Origin of the sequence: Trichocoleus sp. FACHB-90, assembly GCF_014695505.1 — a bacterium.
Taxonomy (GTDB): Bacteria; Cyanobacteriota; Cyanobacteriia; order Cyanobacteriales; family FACHB-T130; genus Funiculus; species Funiculus sociatus.
On the sequence record NZ_JACJOK010000063.1, the window covers coordinates 19,572 to 44,523 of the forward strand.

Genomic DNA, 24,952 nt, shown 5'->3' on the forward strand with positions numbered 1-24,952 from the left:
TTATTATACTCTAAAAAGTAATTCTGCTAAAACTAATATATCTAATTATGAATTATATATAAAAAGTCCATTCAATCAACCAAATTATTATCCGGCAAATCAAAGGATTTCATCAATTTATCAACCTGTTAGTTTGTGGACGGGAAGACTTATATTGCCATCAAAAGAGCAGCGGCAAAAAGACGATTCGGTACTTTTTGAAGTACAAAATGCTGATTCCACTCATCAAAATCTAATTGGAAAAATTGTCAATTTAAAGTGGAGTAGCGACCCAGAGGTGCAACAATTTGTTAAAACTGTAACGCAAGATGTAAGTTTTAACCAGACAACTGAAGATAGTAAAAAATCAGGAAATTTGCATCCTGATAGATTGAACAATTGGCAAAGGGTTGGCCCTTTAGAGTCGCTGGCGGGGGCAAACCCTCAAGATAATATCATCGTGGAATTACAAAATCCTGTTCTTGTATCCAACGCCAACAGCAAACGCCCATCTTTGATTATTACCAAAGAACCCGTGCAAGTCGTGGGTCGAGTTTATGGTTTGGTTAGTATCATTAAAAGAGCAGAAAAGAACACAGATAAATTTGTTGTTCGTCACTTTAATAAAACATCAAAACAATTCGATGGCACTAGAGAAACTATCCGCATTCCTCAAGTGCCACCTGACCGCAATGGGATTACCAGATCGACGAGTCGGGGGCTGGAAAAATCTCCTTTTAATTCAACAGGTTGGTATATTTATGGTGCGAAAGATGCGGATGGTGTCTTTGTGACACAAGCAATTGAACCCCGCGCCCTGATGCGACTGCAAGCGGATGAAGTTTATGTAAATCAGAGGGCAATTGCCTATATTAATAAGATTTGGAAAGGTACGAAAAGGCAAAAGGGAACTGCAAAAATTATTTTGATAGAACCAAATAAGCAACCAATTACTTCCCAATCTTTAATAGATACTCCTTGGCGCGAGGGAGATAAGGCGATTGTGATTCATACTTATGGGGGAATAGGTGGGAAAAAAGCTGAACCAGCACCTTTGGGTTTGGTTACGGGACACTTCGCTTATGGTATTGCCAAAGTAGTGCGCGATCGCATAACTTCAGAATTACGCTTCGACATCGAATATCAGCAAATTTATGCCCATAATCCTGATGCCATCGTTGCTGGGGCAATTAAATGGTCTAGCTACATGGGAGATTTACAGCGGGGTTGGCTAGGGAATCGACCAGTTTCCGATATCATCGTTAAATTCGATGCTGTCACCCAAGATTATGATTTTGATGCTATCAAGCTGTCACCAATGGATGAATTTTTGCGGCAGCTAAACATCATGATGGCACGCTATCGGGTTGGTGATGGTACTGGCGGATCGGTAGTGACACCAGCAACTTCTTGCGTACAAGATGCAAATCAGGCGCTTTTTGTGACAATTAAGCAGGTAGAGGCAGAAGTTAAGTCTAATCCCCGCATTCAAGAATGGTTACGCCGTCATCCCCAAGACACCCAAACTCGGAGATTTAAGCAGTTAGTAAAATTGGGCCGCAGCCTTGAAAAACAATTAGCACCCTTGGGAATTATCCGATCAGACTGGGAGAAAAACGCCGAAAATTTAGCCGGAACTCGAACAACAGACGGCACCCTTACCACCATCTTCAAGGCGCTGACAACTTGGCGCACAATGTTACCACGACGAGCGCATGATGAAATTGCTACTATATTGTTAAAAAATGGTGCCACATTGTGGGTAATTCGGACTAATCAGGTGGGAGGATTTAATCCAGATATCGCGCCTGTTGCCCCAACAGCGATTTTAGGTCATCGCACGAATTGAAATAATTGTGATTTATGAATTGCAAAGCGTTAAGCAAACTGTATTGATTCCTAACTCCTCACTCCTTAGTTTTCCCACGCTCTTTTTCTAATAAAGCCTTGCGTGGATCGCTGCGGCGACGATAATACCATGTGGCACCCCCAACCAGCATCGCCGCTAACAGCAACGCCCCGATTAGAGGTAAAAAATCACCTGTTCTCAACGCCCGCAAACCATAACTGCCCAACATTACAAACGGCAGCACTCCCGGAACCGTTCCTAGAATTGTTCCCAGAAGGTAGTCCCGAAAGCGGACTGACGTTAAACCAGCGGCAAAATTGACTAAGCCATAGGGAATAATTGGCTGTAGCCGAACGGCAAACATATAGAACAATCCCCCCTGAATCATCTCCGCATCGATGGCAGCTAAACGCCCAGCCAGCTTTCGGGCAACAAATTCGCGTCCGACCGTGCGTGTAAAGGCAAAAGCCACTACAGCGGCAATCACAGCGGCAATAGTCGTCCAAAGCGTCCCCAGCCAAGGGCCAAAAATTGCGCCACTGGTGAGATTGAGTGCCGTTGAAGGCAATATTAATAGCGTTGCCACAGTATACAGGGCGATATAAATAATCGGCGCCCAGATGCCAGCTTTATTCAGGCTTGCCTGAAGTTGCGCGGGATCGATGCCTCCCAGCAGATATACTGCGATCGCAGTCACAATAATGCAGACGAAAGTAAGTAGGAAAATGCCGCTTTTAAAATTCAACATTTGGGGATTGGGGATTGGGGATTGGGCAAAACTTAGAAATTAGGATTTATTAATTCACAACTTTTACCTCTTAGCTATTCCCTATTCCCTATTACCAATTCCCTCTTCCCCATTATTTTTAAAGCCATAAGCGTCTCGCACTAAATAAAGCGGTCGTCCTTTGACTTCTTCGTAGACACGACTAAGATACTCGCCAATGATACCCAGCGTTACTAGCTGAATGCCTCCCAAAAACAGAATCGCTACCATTATTGAGGCATAACCAGGAAGATCGATCCCATAGAGCAAAGTCCGATAAATTAAAAAAGTGGCGTAGATAAATGACAATAGGGAAATGGTAACGCCTACATAACTCCAAACTTTCAAGGGGAGAAAGCTAAAAGAGGTAATGCCATCAATGGCAAAGTTCCACAAACGCCAATAGTTCCAGGTAGTAGTTCCTTTGTAACGTTGGGGACGGTCAAAAAGTACGGATGTTTGCTTAAAACCTACCCAGGCAAATAATCCTTTCATAAACCGGGTGCGTTCTGGCATTTGCTTGATGGCTTCAACCACACGCCGATCTAGCAAGCGGAAGTCTCCGGTATTGCGGGGGATGGGGACGCGACTCATTTTGCCAATTATTTTGTAGAAAGCGTTGGCTGTCGTTTGCTTTAGCCAGCTTTCTTCTCCACGCGATCGCCTGGTCGCATAAACTACATCATAGCCTTCGCGCCATTTTTCCACGAGTTCTTTAATTAACTCTGGCGGATCTTGCAGGTCGGCATCAATCGGCACCACGGCGGCACCAGTAGCATAGTCGAGTCCGGCGCTGAGGGCAACTTCTTTGCCGAAGTTGCGCGACAAGTTGACTACTTTAATAACTGGATTACGGTGATGATATTCAATTAGACACTTCAAGGTATTATCCTTACTGCCATCATTGACGCAAACTATCTCATAGCTAGTATTCAGGTTTTCCAGCACGGATAGCAGTCGTTCAAACAAATAGTCAATATTTAGCTCCTCGTTGTATACAGGAACTATCACAGAGAGTTCTACAGAGTTTATATCTGAGGACATATAAAAAAAACCACGAAAAGTTAAGATATGTTAATTTTCATCTGGCTTGGCTAAACTTTAACCTAAATTCTCCTTGTTCCAGTAAAATTATCGCCCTAGGGTTTCTAGTCCGCTGCGGCGCTGGTCGCTGTTCGATGTGGCTTTAATGATCGCGATCGCACTGTAGTTACGCATCCTATAGTCTGGAAGGCTCAAAATTCGGGTATACCGAAGTCTCATCGCCAATTGTGTCCACCAGGCAACGGGGAAATTACCAAAATCCAGACGATGTTAACTTTACTCTACGCGAATATACGGCATTGTAAAGCTTAGAGCCGAATGTTAATTTCCGTCTCGGCTAAAAAAACAAAAAATTATTTACCTTGGCGACACGACTAGGCTGAATAAAGATTATCATTTTGCTTTAAGCTTGCATGGAATCTCATGAATCGAGTTCGCTCCTCCCACACACTCGATTTGGTGGAGTTTCATGGCGAATTGGTCTGTTACACAACCTCACTTCCTTTTGCCCGTCCCCTTGGGTGCATTGCAAATTCCTGAAGCCCAAACAGCTTCTAAGAATACAAGCACTAGCCTGATTCGTTTATCTCTAGTGATTCCTACTTATAACGAAGGTGAAAACATTGAGTACATAATTCAGTTATTGAGCCTACTGCTGGATGCAGTTCTCCCTAATGCCTACGAACTGATCGTCGTCGATGATGATAGCCCAGACCTTACCTGGAAAGTTGCCCTGTCACTCGTCAGCAAATATCCCCAACTACGGGTGATGCGGCGAGTTGAGGAACGGGGACTTTCTACTGCCGTGATTCGCGGTTGGCAGGTAGCGAGGGGAGAAGTGTTAGGCGTGATTGATGGCGATCTCCAGCATCCTCCAGAGTTGTTATTGCAACTGTGGGGAAAAATGCAGCGGGGAGCAGATTTGGCAGTTGCCAGTCGTCATGTGGAAAACGGCGGCGTAAGCGATTGGAGTATTGTGCGGCGGTTTTTGTCCCGTGGGGCGCAGTTAATTGGGTTAATGGTGCTGCCTGGGGTGGTTGGTCGCGTTTCTGACCCGATGAGTGGATACTTTTTAGTGCGCCGCGACTGTCTTACTGGCAAAATGCTCAATCCGCTGGGTTACAAAATTTTGATTGAGGTGCTGGGTCGAGGAAATATCAGTTGGATTGCCGAGGTAGGCTACGTGTTTCAAGAGCGGCAGGAGGGGATGAGCAAGGTAACTTGGAAACAATACGTGGAGTATTTGCGACATCTGCTGAAGTTACGTCTTTCCCTCTGGCCTGTGGGTCGGTTTATTCGCTTTGGTGCGGTGGGTTTCAGCGGGGTTTTTGTCCATATGGCAGTGTTTTATCTGTTGCGTAGCGAGTTGGAATGGGGATTGACTCGCAGTGCAGTTATTGCTGCTGAAGTGGCAATTATCAATAATTTCTTGTTGAATGACCGCTGGACGTTTGGGGATATCAGCAGTCAGCAAAAGGGCTGGAGCAAGCGCTTTAAACGGCTGTTGAAATTTAATATTATCTGTTTGGCAGGGCTGGTGTTGAATGTGACGATTCTAAATTTGCTGTTTAATTTGTTGGGAATCAACGAATATATAGCAAATCTGATAGCGATCGCTACTGTCACATTCTGGAATTTCTGGATTAACCTCAAACTTAGCTGGCGGGTGACGGAAGTCAAGTAGTTAGGAGTTAGGAGTTGGGAGTTAGGAATTAAGAATTAGGAAATATAAACTATGAGTTCTAACTCAATCAAAATTCAAAACTCAAAATTCCCACTGCTGCTACTGCTGTGGATAGGAATTGGAACTGGCTTGCGCTTGATGAATCTGGCTCTTAAGTCGCCTTGGACTGATGAGTTTTCTACGCTCACTTTTAGTCTGGGCAATAGTTTTACGGTGGTTCCTCTAGATCAAGCGATCGCTCTCGATACTCTTGTGCAACCGCTTATCCCTAACCCAGCAGCTGGTATAGGTGATGTAATTCATCACTTACTTACTGAGAGTAACCATCCGCCACTCTACTTTGTCTTAACTCACCTGTGGCTGCAACTGTTTCCTGCTGCCGTCAACGGAGGGATGGAAGGATTGGTTTCTTTGTGGGGGGCGCGATCGCTTGCTGTGCTTCTGGGTGTAGCCTCCATTCCCGCTGTCTACGCACTGGCACGGTTTGCTTTTCGCTCCCAGTTAGTCGGGCAAATGGCGGCGGCAATGATGGCGGTTTCTCCCTACGGCATTTTCCTGGCGCAGGAAGCTCGTCATTACACTCTGGCAATGTTATGGGTAATTGCTTCTTTGGGGTGCTTGGTGGTCGCTGTAAGGCACATTCAGCGTCAGAAACCACTGCCAATCTGGTTGGTGCTGGTTTGGGTAGGGGTGAATACTTTAGGTATTGCTAGTCATTATTTCTTCGCTCTTACTTTGTGTGCGGAAGCTGTGGCGTTAATTGTGATGCTTTGGGGAGGAATGAACCGCAGAGGCACAGAGAACGCAGAGGAAAGAGAAAAAATTGAGGGAATGAAACAAGCTTCCGTTGAAAAAGGGGATCTTTTTACTCCTCGGTTTCTACTTCCAATTTTGGCGGTTGCTGCGGGTACGCTGGCGGGGGGATTAGTTTGGGTGCCAGTATTCTTGCAGAACAGTTATGGAGGTAAGCTTACTGAATGGATTCAAGGCGATCGCGTCGGTCTTGCTTGGCTGAGTCCCGTGTTTCAGGCGATCGCCGCTTGGATAACTATGATATCTCTGCTACCAGTGGAGGCAAGTCAGTTACCTTTAGTAATTGCTTCTGTGGTGGCGATGGTGATTTTCTTTTTCTGGGCGCTACCAATACTATATCGCGGTCTAAAAGTCCAGCGGCAGCGCCATCAAAATACTTGGTTATTTGAGGCTTTCGTCTGGAGTGCGATCGCGTTGTTTTTCATCTTTACCTATTTTCTCGGTATCGATCTCACGCGGGGCGCACGGTATAACTTTGTCTATTTTCCGGCTGTAATAGTGGTAGTGGGAGCCAGTCTTGCTGCTTGTTGGGAAGATAAAGGAAAAACAGCCGTTGTCCTAGTTTGGCTGATGGGACTTTTGAGCGGAATAACAGTAGTCAGTAATTTAGGCTATCAAAAATATTACCGTCCTGACCTTTTAGCGCCAATAATTCAACAAAATTCTCAAGCGCCCGTGCTAATTGCCACCACTCGCAAAACCCACGTACAAAATGGAGAAATGATGGGAATAGCTTGGGAATTTAAACGTCAAGGTTTGCCACAAAATCCCCAATTTCTCCTAGCCCATCAAGACAAAAATCCTAAAACCTCAACAATTGCCTTGCAAAAAACTTTAGCTACTTTGCCGCGACCCCTAGATTTGTGGCTAGTAAATTTCCACGCACCAATAGAATTAAACGGATGCGTTGAAAACCCTTTATCTTCTCCCGCAGTAGATGGCTACGACTATAAACTGTATCGCTGCCAAAAATAAAAAGAGTCTTGGGTTTCGTCCCTCAACCCAACCTACTCGCTATCGCGCATGGCTAAAGCGTTATCGCACATGGCTTCGCTAACGCTAACGCTAATGCTAACGCAGTTCATTTCTTAATCCTTATTCCTGCTTAATAGACTCAGGAACACCAACCGCTGATAAACCAGCGATCGCTCGCAAATTCTGACAACGAATCAACTCGGTAAAATTCAAACTAAGACGACCTTCGATGTTAGCCACAGCTTCAATAGCAGACAACATCTGTCGAGCAGCTTCAGCTTCAGTATAACCGCGCCTAATCGCCACCTTAATTGCCGCTTCATCCGCATCCAGTTGCGACTGAGAACTGCGAGAATTGCGAAAAATTTGGGAAAGCGCGATCGCGCTCATTCCTCCAGCCACCACCACACCCACAGCATCCCCCTGCACAAGTTCCACCATCGCCCCTAAAACCCCAGCCAGCGTCACACCTTGATAAATGTCGGGCTTGAACCACTTGATGCCTATTAACCAGGAGACTGTACGTAAAATTAGCAAATCTCGCTGCGGCTGAGACAAGCGCCGCCATAGATCGAAATTGATGTAAATTGTTCGATCCTGCGTCCAAGGTTGGGGAAAGGGGCTATCAATCACCTGCGGTTGCTGCGGTTTGCTGACAATTTTCGTCAACATCCGACCAGATGCAGGCATGACATCTAACAAGCGGCGAATTTCAGGCTCTGGATTCATCTTTTAGGAGCTAGTGAGAAACTAAAGTAGGCAATGCCCACCCTACTCAAAACTATTCTAATTTTGGGGTACAGGAGATGGAACTGGTGATGCGGTAGGTTTCGGTTGCGATCGCTGCTGATTTGGAGTAGTGGTGGGCGCAGCACCCGTAGGTTTAGGCGTTACTTGGGTAGCTGGCTTAGGAGCAGCACCAGTAGTAGGGCGGGGCTTTGCCGCTGGGGGTTTGGTGGCGGGTGGTGCCGTCGGTACGGGTGCCACTTTGGGGCTGGCTGCTGGCGCTACTAACGGGACGGGAGAAACCGTGACACTAGGCGAAGGCGAGGCGGCGGGGGTGATAGGAGCGATTTGGGCGGGGGAAGTTTTGTCACCGAGAATGGTGGGATCTCCGGTGTCAAACACACCAGCCAGACAAGCAATCATCATCGTTGCCAAGGTGCCGACAAACAAAGCTTTCCAACCAAGTTCGGAAATATCTTTGCGCCGCGAGGGAATAAGGGCAATTGTGCCGCCTACAAAAATTCCCACAGATGCTAGATGAGCAAATCCTGAAAGAGCGTAGCTGACAATTAACACAGTGCGATCGCTTATTGTTCCCGCCGCAGCTGCTTCTGCCAATGCTTGATAAGGAGGAATTGCAGTTTCTAATAGTCTGCGCCCAATAATTACCGAAGCTGTCCAAGATTCACTAAACGGAACACCTGTCAAGATAGTTAGGGGATAAAACAAGAAGCCTTGAATATTTGCCAAAGTGACAACTTTAAATACATCACCCACTGGGCCTGGTAATGCTCCTAACCATCCAAAGAATTGATTAACTAAAGAAACCAAACCCAAGATTAGAATTAACACGGCGGCAATGGATACTGCCATTTTTACCCCATCTAAAGCTCCCACAATTGCGGCATCTAGTGGGCTGATTCGTTCGATGGGTTCTCCCGCTACGGTTTCCTGTTTAAACTCCTCTTCATCTCCAAACGCCTCAAGCTCTCTAGCGCTTTTCTCGGTAGGAATGCCACCAAGAGTCAGAGGATTTTCTGTTTCTGGGACTAAAATTTTCGATAAAACAAAACAGGCGGGAATCGCGATAATCGATGCCGATACTAAGTGTCCCAGAATGTTCGGAAAAACAGGTCTTAAGAAACTAACGTAAATTGCCAAGGTCGATGAAGCAGCAGTTCCGAAACAACAGGACAGAATGGCGCATAGTTCTGAGCGAGTCATTTTTGCCAAAAATGGCTTGACAACAATAGCCGCTTCAATACCTACAAAAATATTAGCGGCACCGCTGAGGGCTTCGGCTCCACTCAAGCGCATTGTCCAATAGAATAATTTGGCAAAAATGTTTGTAATTACTTGGATGACACCAATGTTGTAAAGTAGTGCCATCAGTCCGGAGAAAAAGATTACTGTGGGTAAGGCGCGAAAGGCAAAAATATATCCCAGATTGATTGGTGGATCTTGACCGGGAACTGGGACAATATTTCTGCCAAAAACAAATCTTGCGCCAGCGTCAGCAGCAAGAAAAACGCCATCAAGTAAGCTAGTAAACCACTCCAGCGCTGTGCGAGTTGGTGGAAACTGAAACACTAAGAATGCTAAAACTAATTGCAAGCCGATGCCCCAGATGATGACGCGCCAAGGTATAACCCGTTTGTGTTCTGAAAACAACCACGCGATCGCGCACAATCCAAATATGCCCAGAAACGAGATAATGTTGAGATAAGACATGGGCGAGAGTCCTTACTTTTATACAAAGTGCTTCCCATTCCGCCTTTTGTTAAAACTTTGGCGTTTTTCAGCTTTATCCCAACCTTCCGGGGGATGACACAATACACCCAAGACAATAACTGAAAATGAGGTGCTTCGGTACTACTACAGCCTTAAAATAAGCGCAGAATACAAAAATTTATTCAAACTTAAGATATTTCTTAAAGTCAGGGAAGCAAGTTGACTAGGCCAGTCCCAGACTCGTTATCCTGAATCTTGGGCAGTTAACCACCAGCAAATTCAATAAATGGAAGCTTTTGACCCAGTTCCTCCTCAATGGATTGAAGCGGCGATTCACGCCCACGATTTCTGCTGTCCCAAATGTCGCGCTGACTCTAGGGAGCAATCGCGGGTTTGGATAAACAGGCGATCGCCTGTGATGACCCCAGAGTATCGCAGAAAATGGCAGGAGTTCTATCAGTGCCAGTGCGGTTCTGCGTGGTGGGCGTGGAGTAGCGATCGCCCTCCCTCAGACTTGGCAAAACGCGACCGTCCCCCAATAGACGAATAATGCTTTAGGAAGTAGAGGCGCCATCGCATTGTCTCTGGTTGTCAGCGCGATCGCATGATTGTGTAACTAGCAGGTGCTTATCCCCTCCCCACCTACTACATACCTTCCAACCGCAGAAAATGCACTCGTCCCGATGCTTCACCTGCAACAATCGTTACCCCATCCGGCGCGACAGCACAGCACCTTAACGGGCCATCACCACTGAAACTAGCAATAATCTCCCTACGCTCCAAATCCCAAACTTTGAGAGTGTTGTCCCATGAAACAGAAATTACTCTCTTGCCATCTGATGTCACTTTGGCAGCATATACCTGGTCGGTATGACCAATGAGGGGGAAAAGTTCCTCTCTTGTTTCCAGATTCCAGACCTTGAGAGTGTTGTCTAATGAAGCAGAAATTATTCGCTTGCCATCAGGTGTTACTGCTACAGCATTTACTGATTCGGTATGACCAGTGAGGGTAAAAAGTTCTTCTCCTGTTTTCAAATTCCACGCTTTGAGAGTTTTGTCAGATGAACCAGAAATTACCCATTTGCCATCAGGTGTTACTGCCACAGCATTTACTGATTCGGTATGACCTTTGAAGGTGATGATGTCCTTTCCTGTTTCTAGATTCCAAACTTTGAGAGTCTTGTCAGATGAACCAGAAATTACCCGTTTACCATCTGGTGTTACTGCCACAGCATTTACCGCCTGAGTATGACCTATGAGGAGAGAAACTTGTTTTTTCGTTTCCAAATTCCAGATTCTGATAACTTCGTAAAGTGAACCAGAAATCAATCGTTTACTATCGGGTGTCACTGCCACAGCGTTTATCCTGCTGATATGACTTTTGAACGTAAAAAGTTCCTTTGTCGTTTCTAAATCCCAAACTTTGAAAGTTTTGTCATATGAACCGGAAATTACCCTCTTGCCGTCTGTTGTCACTGCCACAGTAATTACCTCATTACTATGACCTGTGAAGGTGCAACTGTCTTTTTCCTTTCCCGTTTCCAGATTCCAAACCTTGAGAGTATTGTCTAATGAACCAGAAATCACCCTCTTGCCATCAGGTGTTACTGCCACAGCTTCTACTGAGAATGCATCACCTGTGAAGGTGAAAAGTTCCTCTCCTGTTTCCAGATTCCAGGCCTTGAGAGTGTTGTCAGATGAACCAGAAATCGCCAGTTTGCCATCAGGTGTCACTGCCACAGCATTAACCCTATCGCGATGACCATAGAGGGTGACAACTTCCTCTCCTGTCTCCAAATTCCAAATTTTGAGAGTTCTGTCAGATGAACCAGAAATTACCCGCCTGCCATCGGGTGTTACTACCACAGCATTTACCTCTCTGTGATGACCATAGAGGGTGACAACTTCCTCTCCTGTCTCCAAATTCCAAATTTTGAGAGTGTTGTCATCTAAATCAAAAAAACTACCTGAACCAGAAATCACCCGCTTGCCATCAGGTGTCACTGCCACAGCGTTTATCCTGTCGGTATGACCTTTTAGGGTGAAAAGTTCCTCTTTAGTTTCCAAATCCCAGACTTTGAGAATGGTGTCCCAAGAATCAGAAACACTACCTGAACCAGAAATCAGCCGTTTGCCATCAGGTGTCACTGCCAGAGCATTTACTGACCAGGTATGATCTTTTAGGGTGAAAAGTTCGTCTTTAGTTTCTAAATCCCAGATTTTGAGAGTACCGTCAACTAAACGAGCAATTGCCCATTTACCATCGGGTGTCACTGTCACCTCATATACCTCGTCAGTATGACCTGTGAAAGTTTTTAGTTCTTGTCCAGTCTCAAAATTCCAGACTTTGAGGGTTTTATCTGATGAAGCTGATACTACCTGTTTACCATTGGGAGTGATAGCGACTGCCGTAACCCTATCGGTGTGACCAATGAGGGTGCGTAGCAACCTGCCATCAGGTGAGATCAAGTTAGCTGTTAAGGGGCGCAGCCAGTTGGATTTCCTCTGCCTTGCCTGTTCCAGCATCGCCTGAATTTCTGGTGCTTTAAAGGACATCAAACGCCCCCAAAATTGCCCTGCCAGTTGGGTTGTATCTTTATCCAACATATGCGCCGACAACCGAAGCGCTCCTTGAATCAATCTCAGAGTCTCCCCCTTCTCCCCAGAAATCAGGACTTTAGGCTCGAAAGCTAGGTCGTAATCCTCAATTAGCTCCTGTAACTTGATATCAGGATGAGAAACCTTCGCTTCAATGAAATCAAAATCAGTCAGCAACTCAAACAAACGGTCAGCCTGACCAGACTGCGCCAGCAGTTGTGGCCTTGTCTGCAACCTGTACAGCCGACTTCCTGGAGGTAGGCGGTTTAACGATTCAGCGAACTTCCCCATTGCCAACCGCCCTTCGCTACATACTATTAGCCATCATCTCAATAATTCCCTGAAGCGTTATCCCCGATCGCTTCACCGTCCTCTCATTCCCCAAAAAGTCCCGGAAGCTACTGTGATACACGCTGTAGAACGTTTGCCCGTACTTCTCCTCTTCCCGTAAAAACTGCATCCATTCATCGAGTATCGCTTGCACCTTCACGGCTAATCCTCTCTCCTCCTCACCATCAGCGTCGAGAATTGCAACAATCTCCTCAAACGGGATAGGCACCGGGGATTCCGACAGGATATAGACAATCTTGATTTTAAAAAGCGGCTTGGCATTCATGCCCATGCGTTCCCAGTGCTTGTAATAGTAGTCTTGCAAGTCACTGGGCAAATCCCGAATCTCTAAATCTGGATATGCGCCTTTCTCAATGTCATCCAACACATAGCGCAGGTACATGAAGTTTCCTTCGCTCTTTTCAACCAGTGTCGAAACGAATTCCTCCTCATCAGCACCCCGACTTTTAACCCACTCCCGTAGGGGCACGAATGCCAAAGCCTCTACACCATTGATGCGTTGTCGAATATAAGCCTCTACGTCTTCTTGATTTCTCGCCGGATACTGCATCAAATCAAAAAGCCGCTTGTCTTTCACCTGCAACGGCAGTTGGTCAGGCGGTAGCGGTCGTTTTGTGACAATAAAATAGACCCCATCCGGCAAAACTCCAGGCAGGTAGAGGACGTTAGCACCCGCACTCTGGCTACTCAAGTCAACTTCATCCAAAGCATCAACCGCAATTATCAATCGTTCACCCGACTTCAGCGTCCCACTCACCTCATTGAGTAGCTGCGAGAGAAAATTGCTATTGCGCGTGTTTTCGGGTTGGATGTCTTTAGAGTGGGATAGCCTGTAACCTTCAATGAGCTGGATGCAGATACTCCTGAGGAATTGTTCAGTGCTGGTTATCCCTTCATTGCGCTGATTGAAATAGACAATGCAATCATTCCGCCGCACGAATTCTGCCAGGATGGAACTTTTGCCCATCCCCGGATCGCCTTCGATGATAAAGTAGCCTTTGCGCTGCTGCTGGAAGAACTCCTCAATTGCCTCAAAGACAAATTCCCGCCCGACAAATCCCTTCGTCTTATCCTCAATAATCCACCGGAAATCATCCGGAACTGGTAGCTGCCGGACTTGGGAGGCTGCAATTGTTTCCAACACCCCTTTAATCTCCGATAAGTCATCCCGAATTCCAGACTCTACCCTCGCCATCACCTGGCAAACCTGCTGGCTTGTTGCCACACCTTTCAATCGCTTGACAATTTCCTGCCCTTGTGTATTCAACGGCTTGAGAGCAGCGGTAATATTGCCCAGCAGTAACAACAGCATCCCAGAAAACGCTTGACCCCCTTTACTCGCGTCATGTTTCAACACTTCCCGCAATGCCTTGGGGAAGGTGGTGTGAAGTTTCTCAGCAACGTGCGCGATCGCATCCTCTGGTAATCGAACCCCAGCCGCACCACTCAACCACCCCAAAGCGTGTTTCCAGGTTGGGATATCTAAGGCTCTGACTTTGGAAAAATCGGTCGGGTTGGTGGAAAAAATCTCTGGCAACTGCGCTTCGTGAACCCCGGCATAGTCCTTATCGCCTTCCGTGGCTGCGGCAATGGTTTGCCAATAGCTAACGCTTTTCTTCGCCACTCGCTCTAGCACTGCTTTATGAGCTGAGTATTGCTCGTCTTTCGCTACATAAGAGATGACAAGTGCGATCGCCAACCCCACCGCCTGCGTCAATTCGCGATCGTTGAGAATCTCCTCATTCTCACCCAGCCCCTTTGCCAAATCACCCAAATCATTCGCAAAGATGCCACCCGCCACACTCCCCGCCATAGCGAGTGTGCCTGAAAGCAGCGCTGTACCTGTGATGGGGTTACTTGCGGCAAGCGCACCTGAAACCAACGTTCCACCCGCCATAATCGCCCCCATAGCAAGTAGTCGCGCTTTCATCTTTCTTAGAAAATCAATTGGCGGCATACAGAGAACTCAGTCATATTGACCGCTTTATAACATAGGCGCAATTTTTATCACCAGAGCGATCGCATCCCATCCCTGCCAAGCAAGCTTTAAGATGAAGATGTATTAACAACGCGCTTATCGCTTCATGGACTGGAAAGAAATATCCGGTAATTGGGTACTCATTCCCCCACATCCGGTGGGAATTGTACATTTTCTTGGGGGCGCTTTTGTCGCTGCTGCACCCCAAGTAACCTATCGTTGGCTACTCGAACAGTTAGCAAAAGAAGGCTATGTGGTAATTGCTACGCCGTTTGTGAATACGCTGGATCATAGCGCGATCGCAGGCAATGTCCGCCTCAGCTTCGATAGCGCCCTGGAACAAATGCGCTCAAAAGGTTTACTCCGACGGCGATATCTCCCAATTTACGGAGTCGGACACAGCATGGGCTGCAAACTGCATTTGCTCATGGGTAGCCTTTTCCCAGTTGAACGGGCTGGAAATATCCTAATTTCCTTCAATAACTACGCCGCACGGGATGCTATCCCATTTGTAGAGCAATTTAATTTTAATAATGCCTTTTCTGTCGAGTTTACGCCTTCGCCCGTCGAAACTAACAATCTCATCGCCCAAAAATACGGCATTCGCCGCAATTTATTGATTAAATTTACTAACGATAATATTGACCAAACAACTGTCCTAAGCGAGTTGCTGCAAACCCGCTTTCCGGGAATGGTGGCGATGCAGATGCTATCAGGAAGCCATCTAACACCTTTAGGTCAAGATGTTAACTGGAAATCGGGAAAAGAGTTTACAGCCTTTGATGCTGTTGGTCAGTGGGTGAAGCAAGAAATTGTCTACCGAGAGCTAAATCTGCTGAAAAAAGAAATTGGACGCTGGCTACAACCGTTCTCGCCAGCTTAACTATTTCTGCCAATTTACTTTATAGCGTTTCTCAGTTGGGCGGAATATATCGCGGTTCTAACGTCCGGTCTACCTTAGTAAGGACATGGGATTGCCATGTCCCTACAGATGTATCGTACCCAACCCTTGAATTGCTATATTGGCGGTACGCTTACAATTTTCTGCGATCGCTCCAACCCCAAGAGTAAATTGGCGCGATCGCATATGTTGCATCACAAAGAAAAATTAATATCACTGCACCATTGGGGGTAAGCCATCTCCCTTTTCACCCACAAATGTTACCCGGCGGTCTACACCTACATCAAACTGCCAACTGTTGTAACGGGAATTGGCTTCACCCCATCTAGATTCAAAAATCACAGTGTAGCCTCCTCTAGACTTACGGGGATTAACCACTGTCGTCAGCGTCATAGGTTGATTGCAATTCTTCATCAGTGCTGGGGGAGGGGGTGCGCCGCAGGTATTGTAACCAGTTTGCACTGAACCGGGTTTATCGGGCCATGCGCCAAGACTGCCGCCGACTGATAAGGGGCCATAATAAGCATAAATGCGGGGTGGAGATTTTTGCTTGTTTGCTGCTTCCTTGGCTAACGCGATCGCAACGCTTACAGTAACTTGTCTGTTGATGCGCTTCCAAGTTGGACGTTGCACAATTATCTGAGAATTTGGTTGCAGGGGTAAAACTGGTGTAACTGCGCTGTATAGGCTTAAGAGTAAAGCCGGGAGGATCATAACTTTTGGCACTCAGTGGCAGATTGTTCTTTTCTATACGAGTGCCAGATATCTACTAAAGTTCCACATCTCCAATGCTTGAATACTGCGTAGGGTGAGCATTGCCCACCCTACGCATACTTTTGATATTGGTAAATTTATTACCAATTACCACTAGCCAAATTACTTCATATTAACGGCATCTCACAACTCAAACAAGATTGCTATAGAAATGCACAATAATGAATTGTGCATTCTTTTCTTGAGCGCCAAATAGCCGCAAAAGTTCTACTAATTTTATCGTTTCTTTCAGCAATGCGGAGGCCCGTCATAGTAGGAAATTAAATTATCCCCTGACTCAAGAATAAACTGAACTTGACGGTCTGTAGCAACATGAAACCACCAACTATGTTTACCACCACACTGAGAAACAAAGACTACGTTTTGCCCTCCCACAGGTAAGTAAACTGAGGAATTATTTTTTCGGAAAAAGATCCTGTCCTTTAATTTTTGAATTAAAGTGACCGAATCATCTTGTTTTTTAGCAGCTTCGCCTTCAAAGGTAACTGTAAAAAGGGTTATCTTAGGGTAGCATTCAGGGGGAATTGGAGTGCCGCCTACATACTGTAAAGTTAAAATCTTTTCTAAACCAGGGGAATCAGGCCATTTTTCAACACGCCCCTTCGCATTCTGATAAATTCGTGGTGGAGATGGGAGCAAATTTGCTACTTGTTTAGCTAATTTAATTGCTTCAGTAGGACTCAGTTCTAGCTGCATAAAAAATTGAGGAGGTAGATTAAGTTCTACCTCCTCAGTGTCTACTTTTCCCGATGAATTACTTCATATTGACGGGAACTTTCAGACCTTCTGCCGAAAGTCTGCCGTCTGGCTGAATAGATTCCCCTTCGATGAAGGAACGCAACATCCAAGCCATTTGCTCATGTTGTTCCATCAAGCCGGTGAGGAAATCAGCTGTACCTTGATCGTGGAAGTTATCACCGCACTGATCGATGTGTTCGCGCAGATTGCGGATAACTTGCTCGTGATCTGACACGAGGTTTTCTACCATGTGAAATGCGTTGGGAAGAGTACCCGGATCTTCTTTGAGAGAAGCGTACTTCAGGAAGCCTTCCGCAGTTCCTACGGGATAACCACCCAAGGCGCGAACTCGCTCAGCGATCGCATCAATGCTTTCCGTCAACGCGGTATAGTGTTCTTCCCACAGTTGGTGTAGGGAGCGGAACTGAGGCCCGACGACATCCCAGTGGTATTTTTTGGTTTTGATCAATAGCAGGTAGGCATCCGACAGATCCTTATTTAATAAATCGGTCACGCCTTGACGCTGCTCTTCTGTTAAACCTATGTTTAAAGGACGCATAATTGTTATGTTCTCCAGAGATATTCACTCTTATCAGTGCAACAAATCTATACAGGAGATTCATCAGCCAAACGGGAGATTCGTAGAGTGCTTGGTGTTGCGTGGTTTTGAGTGTAGTCAGCTTAGTACGCTCATGCTTTAGAAATAGCACTGACTTTGGCACGGTGCAGAAGTTTCTCTCCTTGGCGGTAGCCGATGTTACGGACTTTCACCATTTCCCCTGGTTGAGCGGTGCCTTCGATGAGTTGATGTAGCTTTTGGTCGTAAGGTAATTCTGCACCGACAGATGCGATCGCTTCCACTCCCCACGCAGCCAGCAGCTTTTCCACCGGACGTACCAAAGGCAGCAATTGCACCGCCGCCATCTGAGGATTTTCCTGGGCTTTATTAGCAGCTGTAGGCCAATATACTAAAAAAGATTCCAAAATTTGCAGACTTGAGTGTTGAAATTCCAGCAGCAAAGTCTCCCGCTGCTGCTTCATCTGCGCCGAAAGAAGCTGGTACTCCTGCTTCAGCGCTTCCTCTACCTTTGGCGCATTCCCAGTCCCCAGCCCCCAGTCCCCAGTCCCCAGTTCCTCCATTTTCCCAAAAATTGTCAGTAACTCGCTCACCGACACTTGCAGCACTTGACTAATTTTGAAGAGTGTTTCTACCCGCATCTGGGACACTTCTCCCAACCGCAGATGCTTAACCTGTCGTTCAGAAACGCCAGCTTCTCGACTCAAAGCTTTAAAACTAGAAATACCCACCTGCTGCATTAAGTCCTGCAACAGCTGGGTGTAATTTTGCTGCGAAGATTGGCTCATCTGAGTCTAAGAATGAAGAATCCCCTGTGCTTTAGCCAGGGGAGTGTCAAAAAACTTAATTTGGCGTTAGTTGCTGGCTACTACTTCTTTTAAAGCAGCAGTAGAAGTTACTGCTGAAGCTTGTAGATGTGCTTCTAAGAACCACAACCGCTTATCAATTACGCGAGAAACTTCCGTGTAAAGGTCAGCAGTATCAGCATCACCCAACTCGGTTGAAGCATCAATGTTTTGGCGCAGCGATTTGGCGTATGGTGCAAAGCGGTCTGACAAAGCTGTGATATGATCTTTGCCGTCGAGAATATCAAAAGGATACTCTGGCAGCATGGACTCATTCGCCGCCGTGCGAGCTGTTCCCATTGCCAACCCTCCCAAGGCTGTCACCCTTTCGGCAAACAAATCGATGAATTCTTCTAACTCAGTGGCGAGTTCATCAAAAAGTAAGTGCAACTGGTAAAAATCCATACCTTTAACATTCCAGTGCGCTTGCTTCACCTGAGTTTTTAGGTCGAGGGTGGTTGCCAGGGTTTGGTTAAGAAGCTCAATCACTTTAGACCGAGTTTCTGGGACAATGTCAATGCTGGTCGGGTAGAGACGGGAAGAATTATTCTTGCTGGTCATTATGTCTCGATCCTTGTAGTGAAAGTATAAAAAAGCGCACCTGACGGCTTGTGTAGATTATATTCTCGGTTCATAATTCATGGAAGCTTGTAGTGCTACTCTTGAACAATGAACGTTTTCATGCTCAGGCTAGGTGCATACTCAGAACAGAACGCGGTGCGCGGCGGATGCGGCAACGAATGGTTTCTTGACCTAAACGCTGAATCGCCTCAAATCTATGACAACCTGAAAAACCATAGTATTCTCCATCCACTTCCAGCACGTCGATGGGTTCTTGCTGACCGATTAGTTCAATCGATTGCATCAAAGTTGCCACTTTAGCTGGGTCAGTTTGTCGGGGCAGAGGACGGTGAATTTTTCGCAGGGGTATCTCTTGAACCCTTACCATAGGACGAGTCGCTGTCTCCATCTATCTTCCTTCCTTCTAAATCATACTCGTTATGACTTCGTTTTGCAACCAGCCATTGTGAATCAAGCTGAAGATTCTCGCTCATCCCCTTCGCATTTGTGCCTTGCTTCTAGCACAATAGATGGAGCAACTAGCTACCTAGTTTGAGACTGAATATAGGGTTACATCTATCAAAAAGTCTTCTATCCTCAGATAGTTCATGCAAAAAAAGGGTTACACCTTGAGACAGATTTTGGTAAAGACCAAGCCGAACCGTCGGAAATTTATTCGTCCGGCTGGGGCGGAAAATCGGTTGAGCCACTGGTCTAGCACCGTCCTAACGGTGTTTTGTCTGGTGGGACTCACGGCGGCGTCAGGAGCGCCCCCAGCTAAATCGGATGTAGAACTGAAAGTAGGTGTAGTGCAGCGGTTTGGTGAGGAACCGACTGATGAAATGACGTTAGCTGCAACAACAGGCGATCGCTTAACTGTGCGTTTTGATGCAGGCGATCGCCAACAAACCCTGCGAGCAAGCAATGTCAAGCTGCAAGTGACAATGCAACCGTTACCTGATCCAGTGCTAGAGGAAAAGCTTGTTCTGGGAACCTACCGCAGTTTTGAGACAGCGGAATATAGTGCTAACCAGTGGAAAGCAAAGGGAATTCAAGTTGAAGTGGCGCAGCCGGAACGCTGGCAGGTTTGGGCAAAACGAGATGTTTACAAAACGCCTTTAGTGCGCCGCTGGCTGTTGCAGAGCCTCAAAACTCAAGGCAATCAAGCTGCCTTTCTGGATACGGAAATTGTGCAGCAGGTGCCAAAAACGTCTTTAGTCGTGAATGGCGTTAAGTACAGCCGCGATAAAATGGAGATTACGGCTGCCAAAAACCTGATCCAGGTTCAAAAAGGTAAAAACGCCAAAAATAGTTTTCTCTACGCCGGCCCCTTGCAGCTGCAACCAAATGCCTACGGCACCTACACCCTAGTAAATCAGGTGCCGCTAGAAACTTATCTGCGGGGTGTGGTACCGCACGAACTTGATGCTGGTGCGCCGTATGCGGCGGCTGAAGCGCAGGCAATTATAGCTCGAACTTACGCTTTACGGAACTTGCGCCGATTTACGGTGGATGGGTATGAATTGTGTGCCGATACTCACTGCCAAGTTTATAAAGGTCTAACTGGCACAGTGCCAACTACCGACAAAGCGATCGCAGCTACCAAAGGCAAAGTGCTAACTTACCAGAATGAACTGGTGGATGCCCTTTATTCGAGTACCACTGGCGGCGTTACAGCTCATTTTAGCGATGTTTGGAATGGCTCAGATCGCCCCTATCTCCAAGTTGTGGTAGATTCAGCGAACTCTGTTTGGAACTTGTCGCAGTTTCCTTTGGCTTCTGAGCAAAACATCCGGCGGTTCATTAACCTAAAACAAGGATTTAATGAAACTGGCGCGAATTGGTTTCGTTGGAGTCGGTCTAGCACTATTGTCCAGATTGCCCAAGATTTAAAGCGTTATCTCCAAAGAACAAAGACTCCTTTTGTCCCGTTTAACACAATTAAGCAGTTACGGGTGGTGGAGAGAAGTCCTTCAGGACGTATTCTCAGATTAGCGGTGCAAACTGACACAGGTGTAATTGAAATCCACAAAGATGATGTCCGCAGCGCCTTTATGGCACCCCGCAGCACTCTGTTCTACCTGCAACCTATTTATGGTGCCGACAAAAGCCTAAAAGGTTATGCCTTTGTTGGCGGTGGACTAGGACACGCCGTGGGGATGAGTCAAACAGGCGCATTCAATCTGGCTAAAGTAGGTTGGTCAAGTCAACAGATTCTCAACTTCTACTATCCAGGGGCGCAAATTGAACCTCTCAACGAGTCAATTACCTTTTGGCAGGATAGATCCCAACAAACCCAGCCCAATTCCTGAAAAAAATTTTAGGAGGGACACTCGTTATGGTGTCCCTCCTAAAACAATGAATTGTCAGTAGTCAGTTGTCAGTAGACATTTGAAGGTTCAAACCTTCCAACTTTCCAACTCTTAACAGACCATTGACTGATCTTATTAGTACAGTTCTTCTTCTTGATGGGTCATGATGGTGCAATCAGACTTGGGATAAGCCACACAAGTCAGGACGTAGCCAGCTTCAATCTGATCGTCATCCAAGAAAGATTGGTCAGACTGATCGACTTCACCCGCAGTTATCTTGCCAGCGCAGGTAGAGCAAGCACCAGCCCGACAGGAGTAAGGCAAGTCAATGCCTTGCTCTTCGGCAGCGTCGAGAATATAGGTATCGTCGTTTACATCAATTGTGGTATCCAGACCTTCAGCTTCGTTGATTAATGTAACCTTATAGGTTGCCATGCAGCGTTCCTCTCACTTAGTCGAAATGGCACTAGAAATTTGTAGAGCGACCCTTCCAGCTCACTTCGCTCATGCAAAGGTCTGCTTGCTGGGTTCACTTCCTTTCTGATACTACGGGAAAAATCCGAATCTTTTACACCAAATCAATAAATAGTGTGAATGGTATTCATAATAAACTTTTTCGGTTCCATCCTAATTACTTATATTTATCAGTGTTATGCTACACCAGTGATACTATGTTCAGTTAACACTTTATCCTGAACATCCAGATATATTTTTAGGGTGAATGGATTAGAGGGGATTATATATGGAATTAATAATAACAATTAATAGTTAGATAAAAGGCAGTTATGAAGAAGTCAAATAATAGTGATTTAGGAATATTTTACTGTGTTAGCGATCGCGCCTGATTGACAATGGCAACATCAGTCTCTCATCCTGTTTGGTCTGGTAAGCTCCCGATACGTGTGGCGCTGGTGGGAACCGGATTTGCTGCTAAACTACGGGCGCAAACGTTGCAATCTGAAGAACGCGCCCATCTGGTAGCAGTTGCTGGGCATAGGCCAGAACAAACAGAGGAATTCAGTCAAACTTACTCTTGCCTTGCCGTCTCATCTTGGGAAGAGTTGGTTTGTCGTGAAGATGTGGATATGGTGATCATCTGCACAGTGAATCAAAGTCATGGTGCGATCGCGCTTACCGCACTTAACGCCGGTAAACACGTAGTCGTCGAGTATCCCCTCGCCTTAGAAGTTAAGGTTGCAGAAGAAGCGATCGCCTCTTCAAAAGAAAAAAACCAACTGCTGCACATCGAACATATAGAACTACTCGGCGGATTGCATCAAGCACTGCGACAAACTTTACCTCAAATTGGAGAAATTTTTTACGCCCGCTACAGCACCATCAATCCCCAACGTCCAGCACCCGAACGCTGGACATATCACCCAGAACTATTTGGTTTTCCCTTTAGTGGCGCACTTTCCCGCATCCACCGTCTAACAGATTTGTTTGGCACCGTAGCCACCGTCAGCTGTCAAGCCAGATTTTGGGGCGAATTGGAAACTAAGGATGGGGGATTAGAAATTAGGAAATCCTTCCAATTCCCCAGTCCCCAGTCCCCAGTCCCCAGTTCCCAGTCCCCATTCTACAAATCCTGTCTTTGCACAGCCCAGCTAAAGTTTACCAACGGCGTTGTCGCAGAGGTGATTTATGGAAAAGGGGAACATCTCTGGCAACCATCACGAAGTTTTGAGGTTCACGGAGAACAGGGGGGATTAATTTTCGATGGAGATGAAGGCAAGCTGATAAAGGAGAATGAAACAACGCCAATTGAAGTGGGAGGACGACGGGGTTTATTTGCTAAAGATACTGGCATGGTTTTAGATCATCTAATTGAAGGCACTCCGCTATATGTAACCCCAGAAGCGAGTTTATACGCCCTCAAAGTTGCCGATGCTGCCCGTCGTTCAGCAGAAACTGGGCAGACAGTTTTAGTATAAACGCTTTCGTCGGTAGTTATAAACAAGTAAGAACGCGATCGCTTCCTTCCCTCTGAATCCTCTGATTGTTGGGAGACCAGATGAACGAGTTTTGCGGCGATGAGCCGCTCTACGAACAAATAAGGCGAGCAATGCCTACCCTACCACTGTTTTCTGTTAATTCGTCCTTTCCAAGTTGAAAATAATAGACCTTTTGCAAAAGTCAGCCCTGAAATAAATTTCGGGCTGAAAGCCAACGTTAGCTAAAGCTAACTGACAAACATTTTCAACCCGTTTTAACGGGTTTTAGCTTTAAGCCTGAACTTTAGTTCAAGGCATTTATGCAAGAGGTTTAATGATTTAATTCCCGATACCTTCTCGAAATTCTCGCAGTGCTTGAGTATGGTTTGCTATGTTGATACAGCGAATTAGTAGAGCTACATCTAGATTTGGTAAAAGTTGCGACTTAGAAACGGTTTCGTAACCCGTATTCCCTAGAGTATAAAACGACAGTTGATCGTTTACCCAAAACCAAACTTCAGGAATCTTCAGGCGTTTGTATGCTTCTAGTTTGTCAATACCTCCACTGGTGACAATAACTTCAATTACTAAATCAGGGCGTTCTCTATCTGACCCAAGTTCATAGGATTTGTCTGCTTCGCGTTTAACTCGTCCAGATTCGCTTTCTAGCGTCATTGAGCCAGTTGGAGTAAAATCAAAACCCAAGAATTCGAGATATATTTCTAATAAAGCCCCGATGCGTTCTTTGATGGTTTCGTGTTTTTTACCCGGCACTTTACGAATCTCCATGACTCCATCTAAAAAAGACAGCCTAACGCCCGGACGATCGATTAGCTGTTCGACTACTTTGAATTCTCGCCAGGTCAACTCGTCAATTAAAATTGGTTCTGCATCTCGTTCGAGGAGTGTTAATGTCATTAGCTAAACTCAAGTTTAGTTATTGAGTTAATTGTATATTAATATGATTTTAGCAACTTTAAAATGTTATCTGGTGAAAAGATGAATAGGTGAAAAGATGCGATCGACTCCCATGTGGTGAAGTAAGTAAGGGGCCGCATCTTTCACCCTCATCTCTAGTTATCTAGTGAGGAGATGGACAAGTTTGGAGGAGCGATCGCCCTGCAAATGTTGGCAATAATTGAGCTGTACTTGAGTTATAGAAAGCGCGATCGCCCTGAGATGGCAGAAGCGGTTAGGATCGCGAGCAGAGGATGTTGCGTTTCCTTGCGTCAACCCAACCTACAAGATCGGCGATCGCACTGCTTAACGTTACTGAATGCTCCACCTTTGGTCAGCGTTTCCGTTACATTCCCACAGAATAAGCGGCGTTCCACCTTCAGAATTACCATTCTGTACGCCGATACACTTACCTGCGAGTCCTTGCAAGGAACCCTGAGATGTCAATGACCACCTTTGGTCAGCGTTTCCGTTACATTCCCATAGAATAAGCGGCGTTCCACCTTCAGAATTACCATTCTGTACGCCGATACACTTACCTGCGAGTCCTTGCAAGGAACCCTGAGATGTCAATGACCACCTTTGGTCAGCGTTTCCGTTACATTCCCATAGAATAAGCGGTGTTCCACTTTCAGAATTACCATTCCGTACGCCAATACACTTGTTCGCCAGTCCAACTATCTGACTTTGACCAACACTAGAAACAGAAGGGGTCTTGCGGCATCATGGGGTAAAATGTAGCAATTGCTACATTTTACCCAAAAAGAACAATGGACTTTCATCTAGATACCTTATTAAACTTACCGAACGTTACGGTTTTCACCGCTTATCAAAAAGAAGGATTCTTCATTCTGAAATT

24 protein-coding genes are annotated in these 24,952 nt (G+C 46.0%); 9 read left to right on the top strand and 15 right to left on the bottom strand.

The genetic code is table 11. The features are described from left to right. The first annotated feature begins 154 nt into the window (after nucleotides 1-154). Nucleotides 155-1,828, top strand: a complete 1,674-nt coding sequence (locus H6F74_RS18900) for a hypothetical protein (protein WP_199301401.1) — start codon at nucleotides 155-157, stop codon at nucleotides 1,826-1,828. A 58-nt stretch (nucleotides 1,829-1,886) separates the two neighbouring features. Here the strand turns inward: H6F74_RS18900 and H6F74_RS18905 are convergent, their stop codons facing one another. From H6F74_RS18905 to H6F74_RS30605, 3 genes are all read right to left on the bottom strand, one after another. Next, a complete protein-coding gene (locus tag H6F74_RS18905) occupies nucleotides 1,887-2,576 on the bottom strand; it encodes a TVP38/TMEM64 family protein (protein ID WP_190443746.1) in 690 nt (229 codons plus the stop codon). 81 nt (nucleotides 2,577-2,657) lie between these two features. Then, nucleotides 2,658-3,638, bottom strand: a complete 981-nt coding sequence (locus H6F74_RS18910; protein ID WP_190443747.1) for a glycosyltransferase family 2 protein — start codon at nucleotides 3,636-3,638, stop codon at nucleotides 2,658-2,660. An 87-nt stretch (nucleotides 3,639-3,725) separates the two neighbouring features. Beyond that, on the bottom strand, nucleotides 3,726-3,857 hold the full coding sequence (locus H6F74_RS30605; RefSeq protein WP_277875815.1) for a hypothetical protein: 132 nt from the start codon (nucleotides 3,855-3,857) through the stop codon (nucleotides 3,726-3,728). Nucleotides 3,858-4,107: 250 nt separating this feature from the next. On the opposite strand from H6F74_RS30605, the gene H6F74_RS18915 reads away from it, so the two are divergent. Further along, nucleotides 4,108-5,322, top strand: coding sequence for a glycosyltransferase (locus H6F74_RS18915; protein ID WP_190443748.1), 1,215 nt, complete (start codon nucleotides 4,108-4,110; stop codon nucleotides 5,320-5,322). A 51-nt stretch (nucleotides 5,323-5,373) separates the two neighbouring features. Further along, nucleotides 5,374-7,110, top strand: a complete 1,737-nt coding sequence (locus tag H6F74_RS18920) for a glycosyltransferase (protein ID WP_190443749.1) — start codon at nucleotides 5,374-5,376, stop codon at nucleotides 7,108-7,110. 120 nt (nucleotides 7,111-7,230) lie between these two features. On the opposite strand, the gene H6F74_RS18925 is transcribed toward H6F74_RS18920, so the two are convergent. Beyond that, entirely contained in the window at nucleotides 7,231-7,839 is a 609-nt protein-coding gene (locus H6F74_RS18925; RefSeq protein WP_190443750.1) for a DUF3318 domain-containing protein, read from the bottom strand. Between the two features lie 57 nt (nucleotides 7,840-7,896). Continuing rightward, nucleotides 7,897-9,567, bottom strand: coding sequence for a nucleoside transporter C-terminal domain-containing protein (locus H6F74_RS18930; RefSeq protein ID WP_190443751.1), 1,671 nt, complete (start codon nucleotides 9,565-9,567; stop codon nucleotides 7,897-7,899). 286 nt (nucleotides 9,568-9,853) lie between these two features. Between H6F74_RS18930 and H6F74_RS18935 the strand changes: the two genes are divergently transcribed. Further along, nucleotides 9,854-10,117, top strand: a complete 264-nt coding sequence (locus tag H6F74_RS18935) for a hypothetical protein (protein WP_190443752.1) — start codon at nucleotides 9,854-9,856, stop codon at nucleotides 10,115-10,117. 95 nt (nucleotides 10,118-10,212) lie between these two features. On the opposite strand, the gene H6F74_RS18940 is transcribed toward H6F74_RS18935, so the two are convergent. Together H6F74_RS18940 and H6F74_RS18945 are read right to left on the bottom strand one after the other, a co-directional pair. After that, nucleotides 10,213-12,456, bottom strand: coding sequence for a PQQ-binding-like beta-propeller repeat protein (locus tag H6F74_RS18940; RefSeq protein ID WP_190443753.1), 2,244 nt, complete (start codon nucleotides 12,454-12,456; stop codon nucleotides 10,213-10,215). A gap of 16 nt (nucleotides 12,457-12,472) precedes the next feature. After that, nucleotides 12,473-14,473 (bottom strand): ATP-binding protein, encoded by a 2,001-nt coding sequence (locus tag H6F74_RS18945; protein ID WP_190443754.1) that lies wholly within the window; start codon nucleotides 14,471-14,473, stop codon nucleotides 12,473-12,475. Between the two features lie 127 nt (nucleotides 14,474-14,600). Between H6F74_RS18945 and H6F74_RS18950 the strand changes: the two genes are divergently transcribed. Together H6F74_RS18950 and H6F74_RS18955 are read left to right on the top strand one after the other, a co-directional pair. Then, the gene (locus H6F74_RS18950; protein ID WP_190443755.1) at nucleotides 14,601-15,377 is read left to right on the top strand and encodes a DUF1350 family protein; all 777 of its coding nucleotides are present in this window, start codon (nucleotides 14,601-14,603) and stop codon (nucleotides 15,375-15,377) included. 96 nt (nucleotides 15,378-15,473) lie between these two features. Then, nucleotides 15,474-15,629: a hypothetical protein gene (locus H6F74_RS18955; RefSeq protein ID WP_190443756.1), complete on the top strand. Its 156-nt coding sequence runs from the start codon at nucleotides 15,474-15,476 to the stop codon at nucleotides 15,627-15,629. Here H6F74_RS18955 and H6F74_RS18960 read toward each other — a convergent pair. The 6 genes from H6F74_RS18960 to H6F74_RS18985 all read right to left on the bottom strand — a co-directional run bounded on the left by H6F74_RS18960 (nucleotide 15,609) and on the right by H6F74_RS18985 (nucleotide 19,278). Next, nucleotides 15,609-16,109, bottom strand: coding sequence for a hypothetical protein (locus H6F74_RS18960; RefSeq protein ID WP_190443757.1), 501 nt, complete (start codon nucleotides 16,107-16,109; stop codon nucleotides 15,609-15,611). The genes H6F74_RS18955 and H6F74_RS18960 overlap by 21 nt on opposite strands. Before the next feature lie 288 nt (nucleotides 16,110-16,397). Next, nucleotides 16,398-16,865: a hypothetical protein gene (locus H6F74_RS18965; protein ID WP_190443758.1), complete on the bottom strand. Its 468-nt coding sequence runs from the start codon at nucleotides 16,863-16,865 to the stop codon at nucleotides 16,398-16,400. A gap of 58 nt (nucleotides 16,866-16,923) precedes the next feature. Next, entirely contained in the window at nucleotides 16,924-17,466 is a 543-nt protein-coding gene (locus H6F74_RS18970; RefSeq protein ID WP_190443759.1) for a Dps family protein, read from the bottom strand. A gap of 131 nt (nucleotides 17,467-17,597) precedes the next feature. Continuing rightward, a complete protein-coding gene (locus H6F74_RS18975) occupies nucleotides 17,598-18,272 on the bottom strand; it encodes a helix-turn-helix transcriptional regulator (RefSeq protein ID WP_190443760.1) in 675 nt (224 codons plus the stop codon). A gap of 66 nt (nucleotides 18,273-18,338) precedes the next feature. After that, nucleotides 18,339-18,890, bottom strand: coding sequence for a DNA starvation/stationary phase protection protein Dps (gene dps / locus H6F74_RS18980; protein WP_190443761.1), 552 nt, complete (start codon nucleotides 18,888-18,890; stop codon nucleotides 18,339-18,341). Between the two features lie 124 nt (nucleotides 18,891-19,014). Then, on the bottom strand, nucleotides 19,015-19,278 hold the full coding sequence (locus H6F74_RS18985) for a sulfiredoxin (protein WP_190443768.1): 264 nt from the start codon (nucleotides 19,276-19,278) through the stop codon (nucleotides 19,015-19,017). 220 nt (nucleotides 19,279-19,498) lie between these two features. Here H6F74_RS18985 and H6F74_RS18990 point away from each other — a divergent pair, with 220 nt between their 5' ends. Further along, nucleotides 19,499-21,202, top strand: a complete 1,704-nt coding sequence (locus tag H6F74_RS18990; protein WP_190443762.1) for a SpoIID/LytB domain-containing protein — start codon at nucleotides 19,499-19,501, stop codon at nucleotides 21,200-21,202. A gap of 135 nt (nucleotides 21,203-21,337) precedes the next feature. Here the strand turns inward: H6F74_RS18990 and H6F74_RS18995 are convergent, their stop codons facing one another. Then, the gene (locus H6F74_RS18995) at nucleotides 21,338-21,637 is read right to left on the bottom strand and encodes a ferredoxin (RefSeq protein ID WP_190443763.1); all 300 of its coding nucleotides are present in this window, start codon (nucleotides 21,635-21,637) and stop codon (nucleotides 21,338-21,340) included. A 416-nt stretch (nucleotides 21,638-22,053) separates the two neighbouring features. Between H6F74_RS18995 and H6F74_RS19000 the strand changes: the two genes are divergently transcribed. Then, complete coding sequence (locus H6F74_RS19000; RefSeq protein ID WP_190443764.1) at nucleotides 22,054-23,136, top strand: Gfo/Idh/MocA family oxidoreductase; 1,083 nt, start codon at nucleotides 22,054-22,056, stop codon at nucleotides 23,134-23,136. 339 nt (nucleotides 23,137-23,475) lie between these two features. On the opposite strand, the gene H6F74_RS19005 is transcribed toward H6F74_RS19000, so the two are convergent. Beyond that, nucleotides 23,476-24,054 carry a Uma2 family endonuclease gene (locus H6F74_RS19005; RefSeq protein WP_190443765.1) on the bottom strand — a complete coding sequence of 193 codons (579 nt, stop codon included), beginning with the start codon at nucleotides 24,052-24,054 and terminating at the stop codon, nucleotides 23,476-23,478. A gap of 174 nt (nucleotides 24,055-24,228) precedes the next feature. On the opposite strand from H6F74_RS19005, the gene H6F74_RS30100 reads away from it, so the two are divergent. Further along, nucleotides 24,229-24,543, top strand: coding sequence for a hypothetical protein (locus H6F74_RS30100; protein ID WP_242022202.1), 315 nt, complete (start codon nucleotides 24,229-24,231; stop codon nucleotides 24,541-24,543). Nucleotides 24,544-24,952 lie beyond the last annotated feature (409 nt).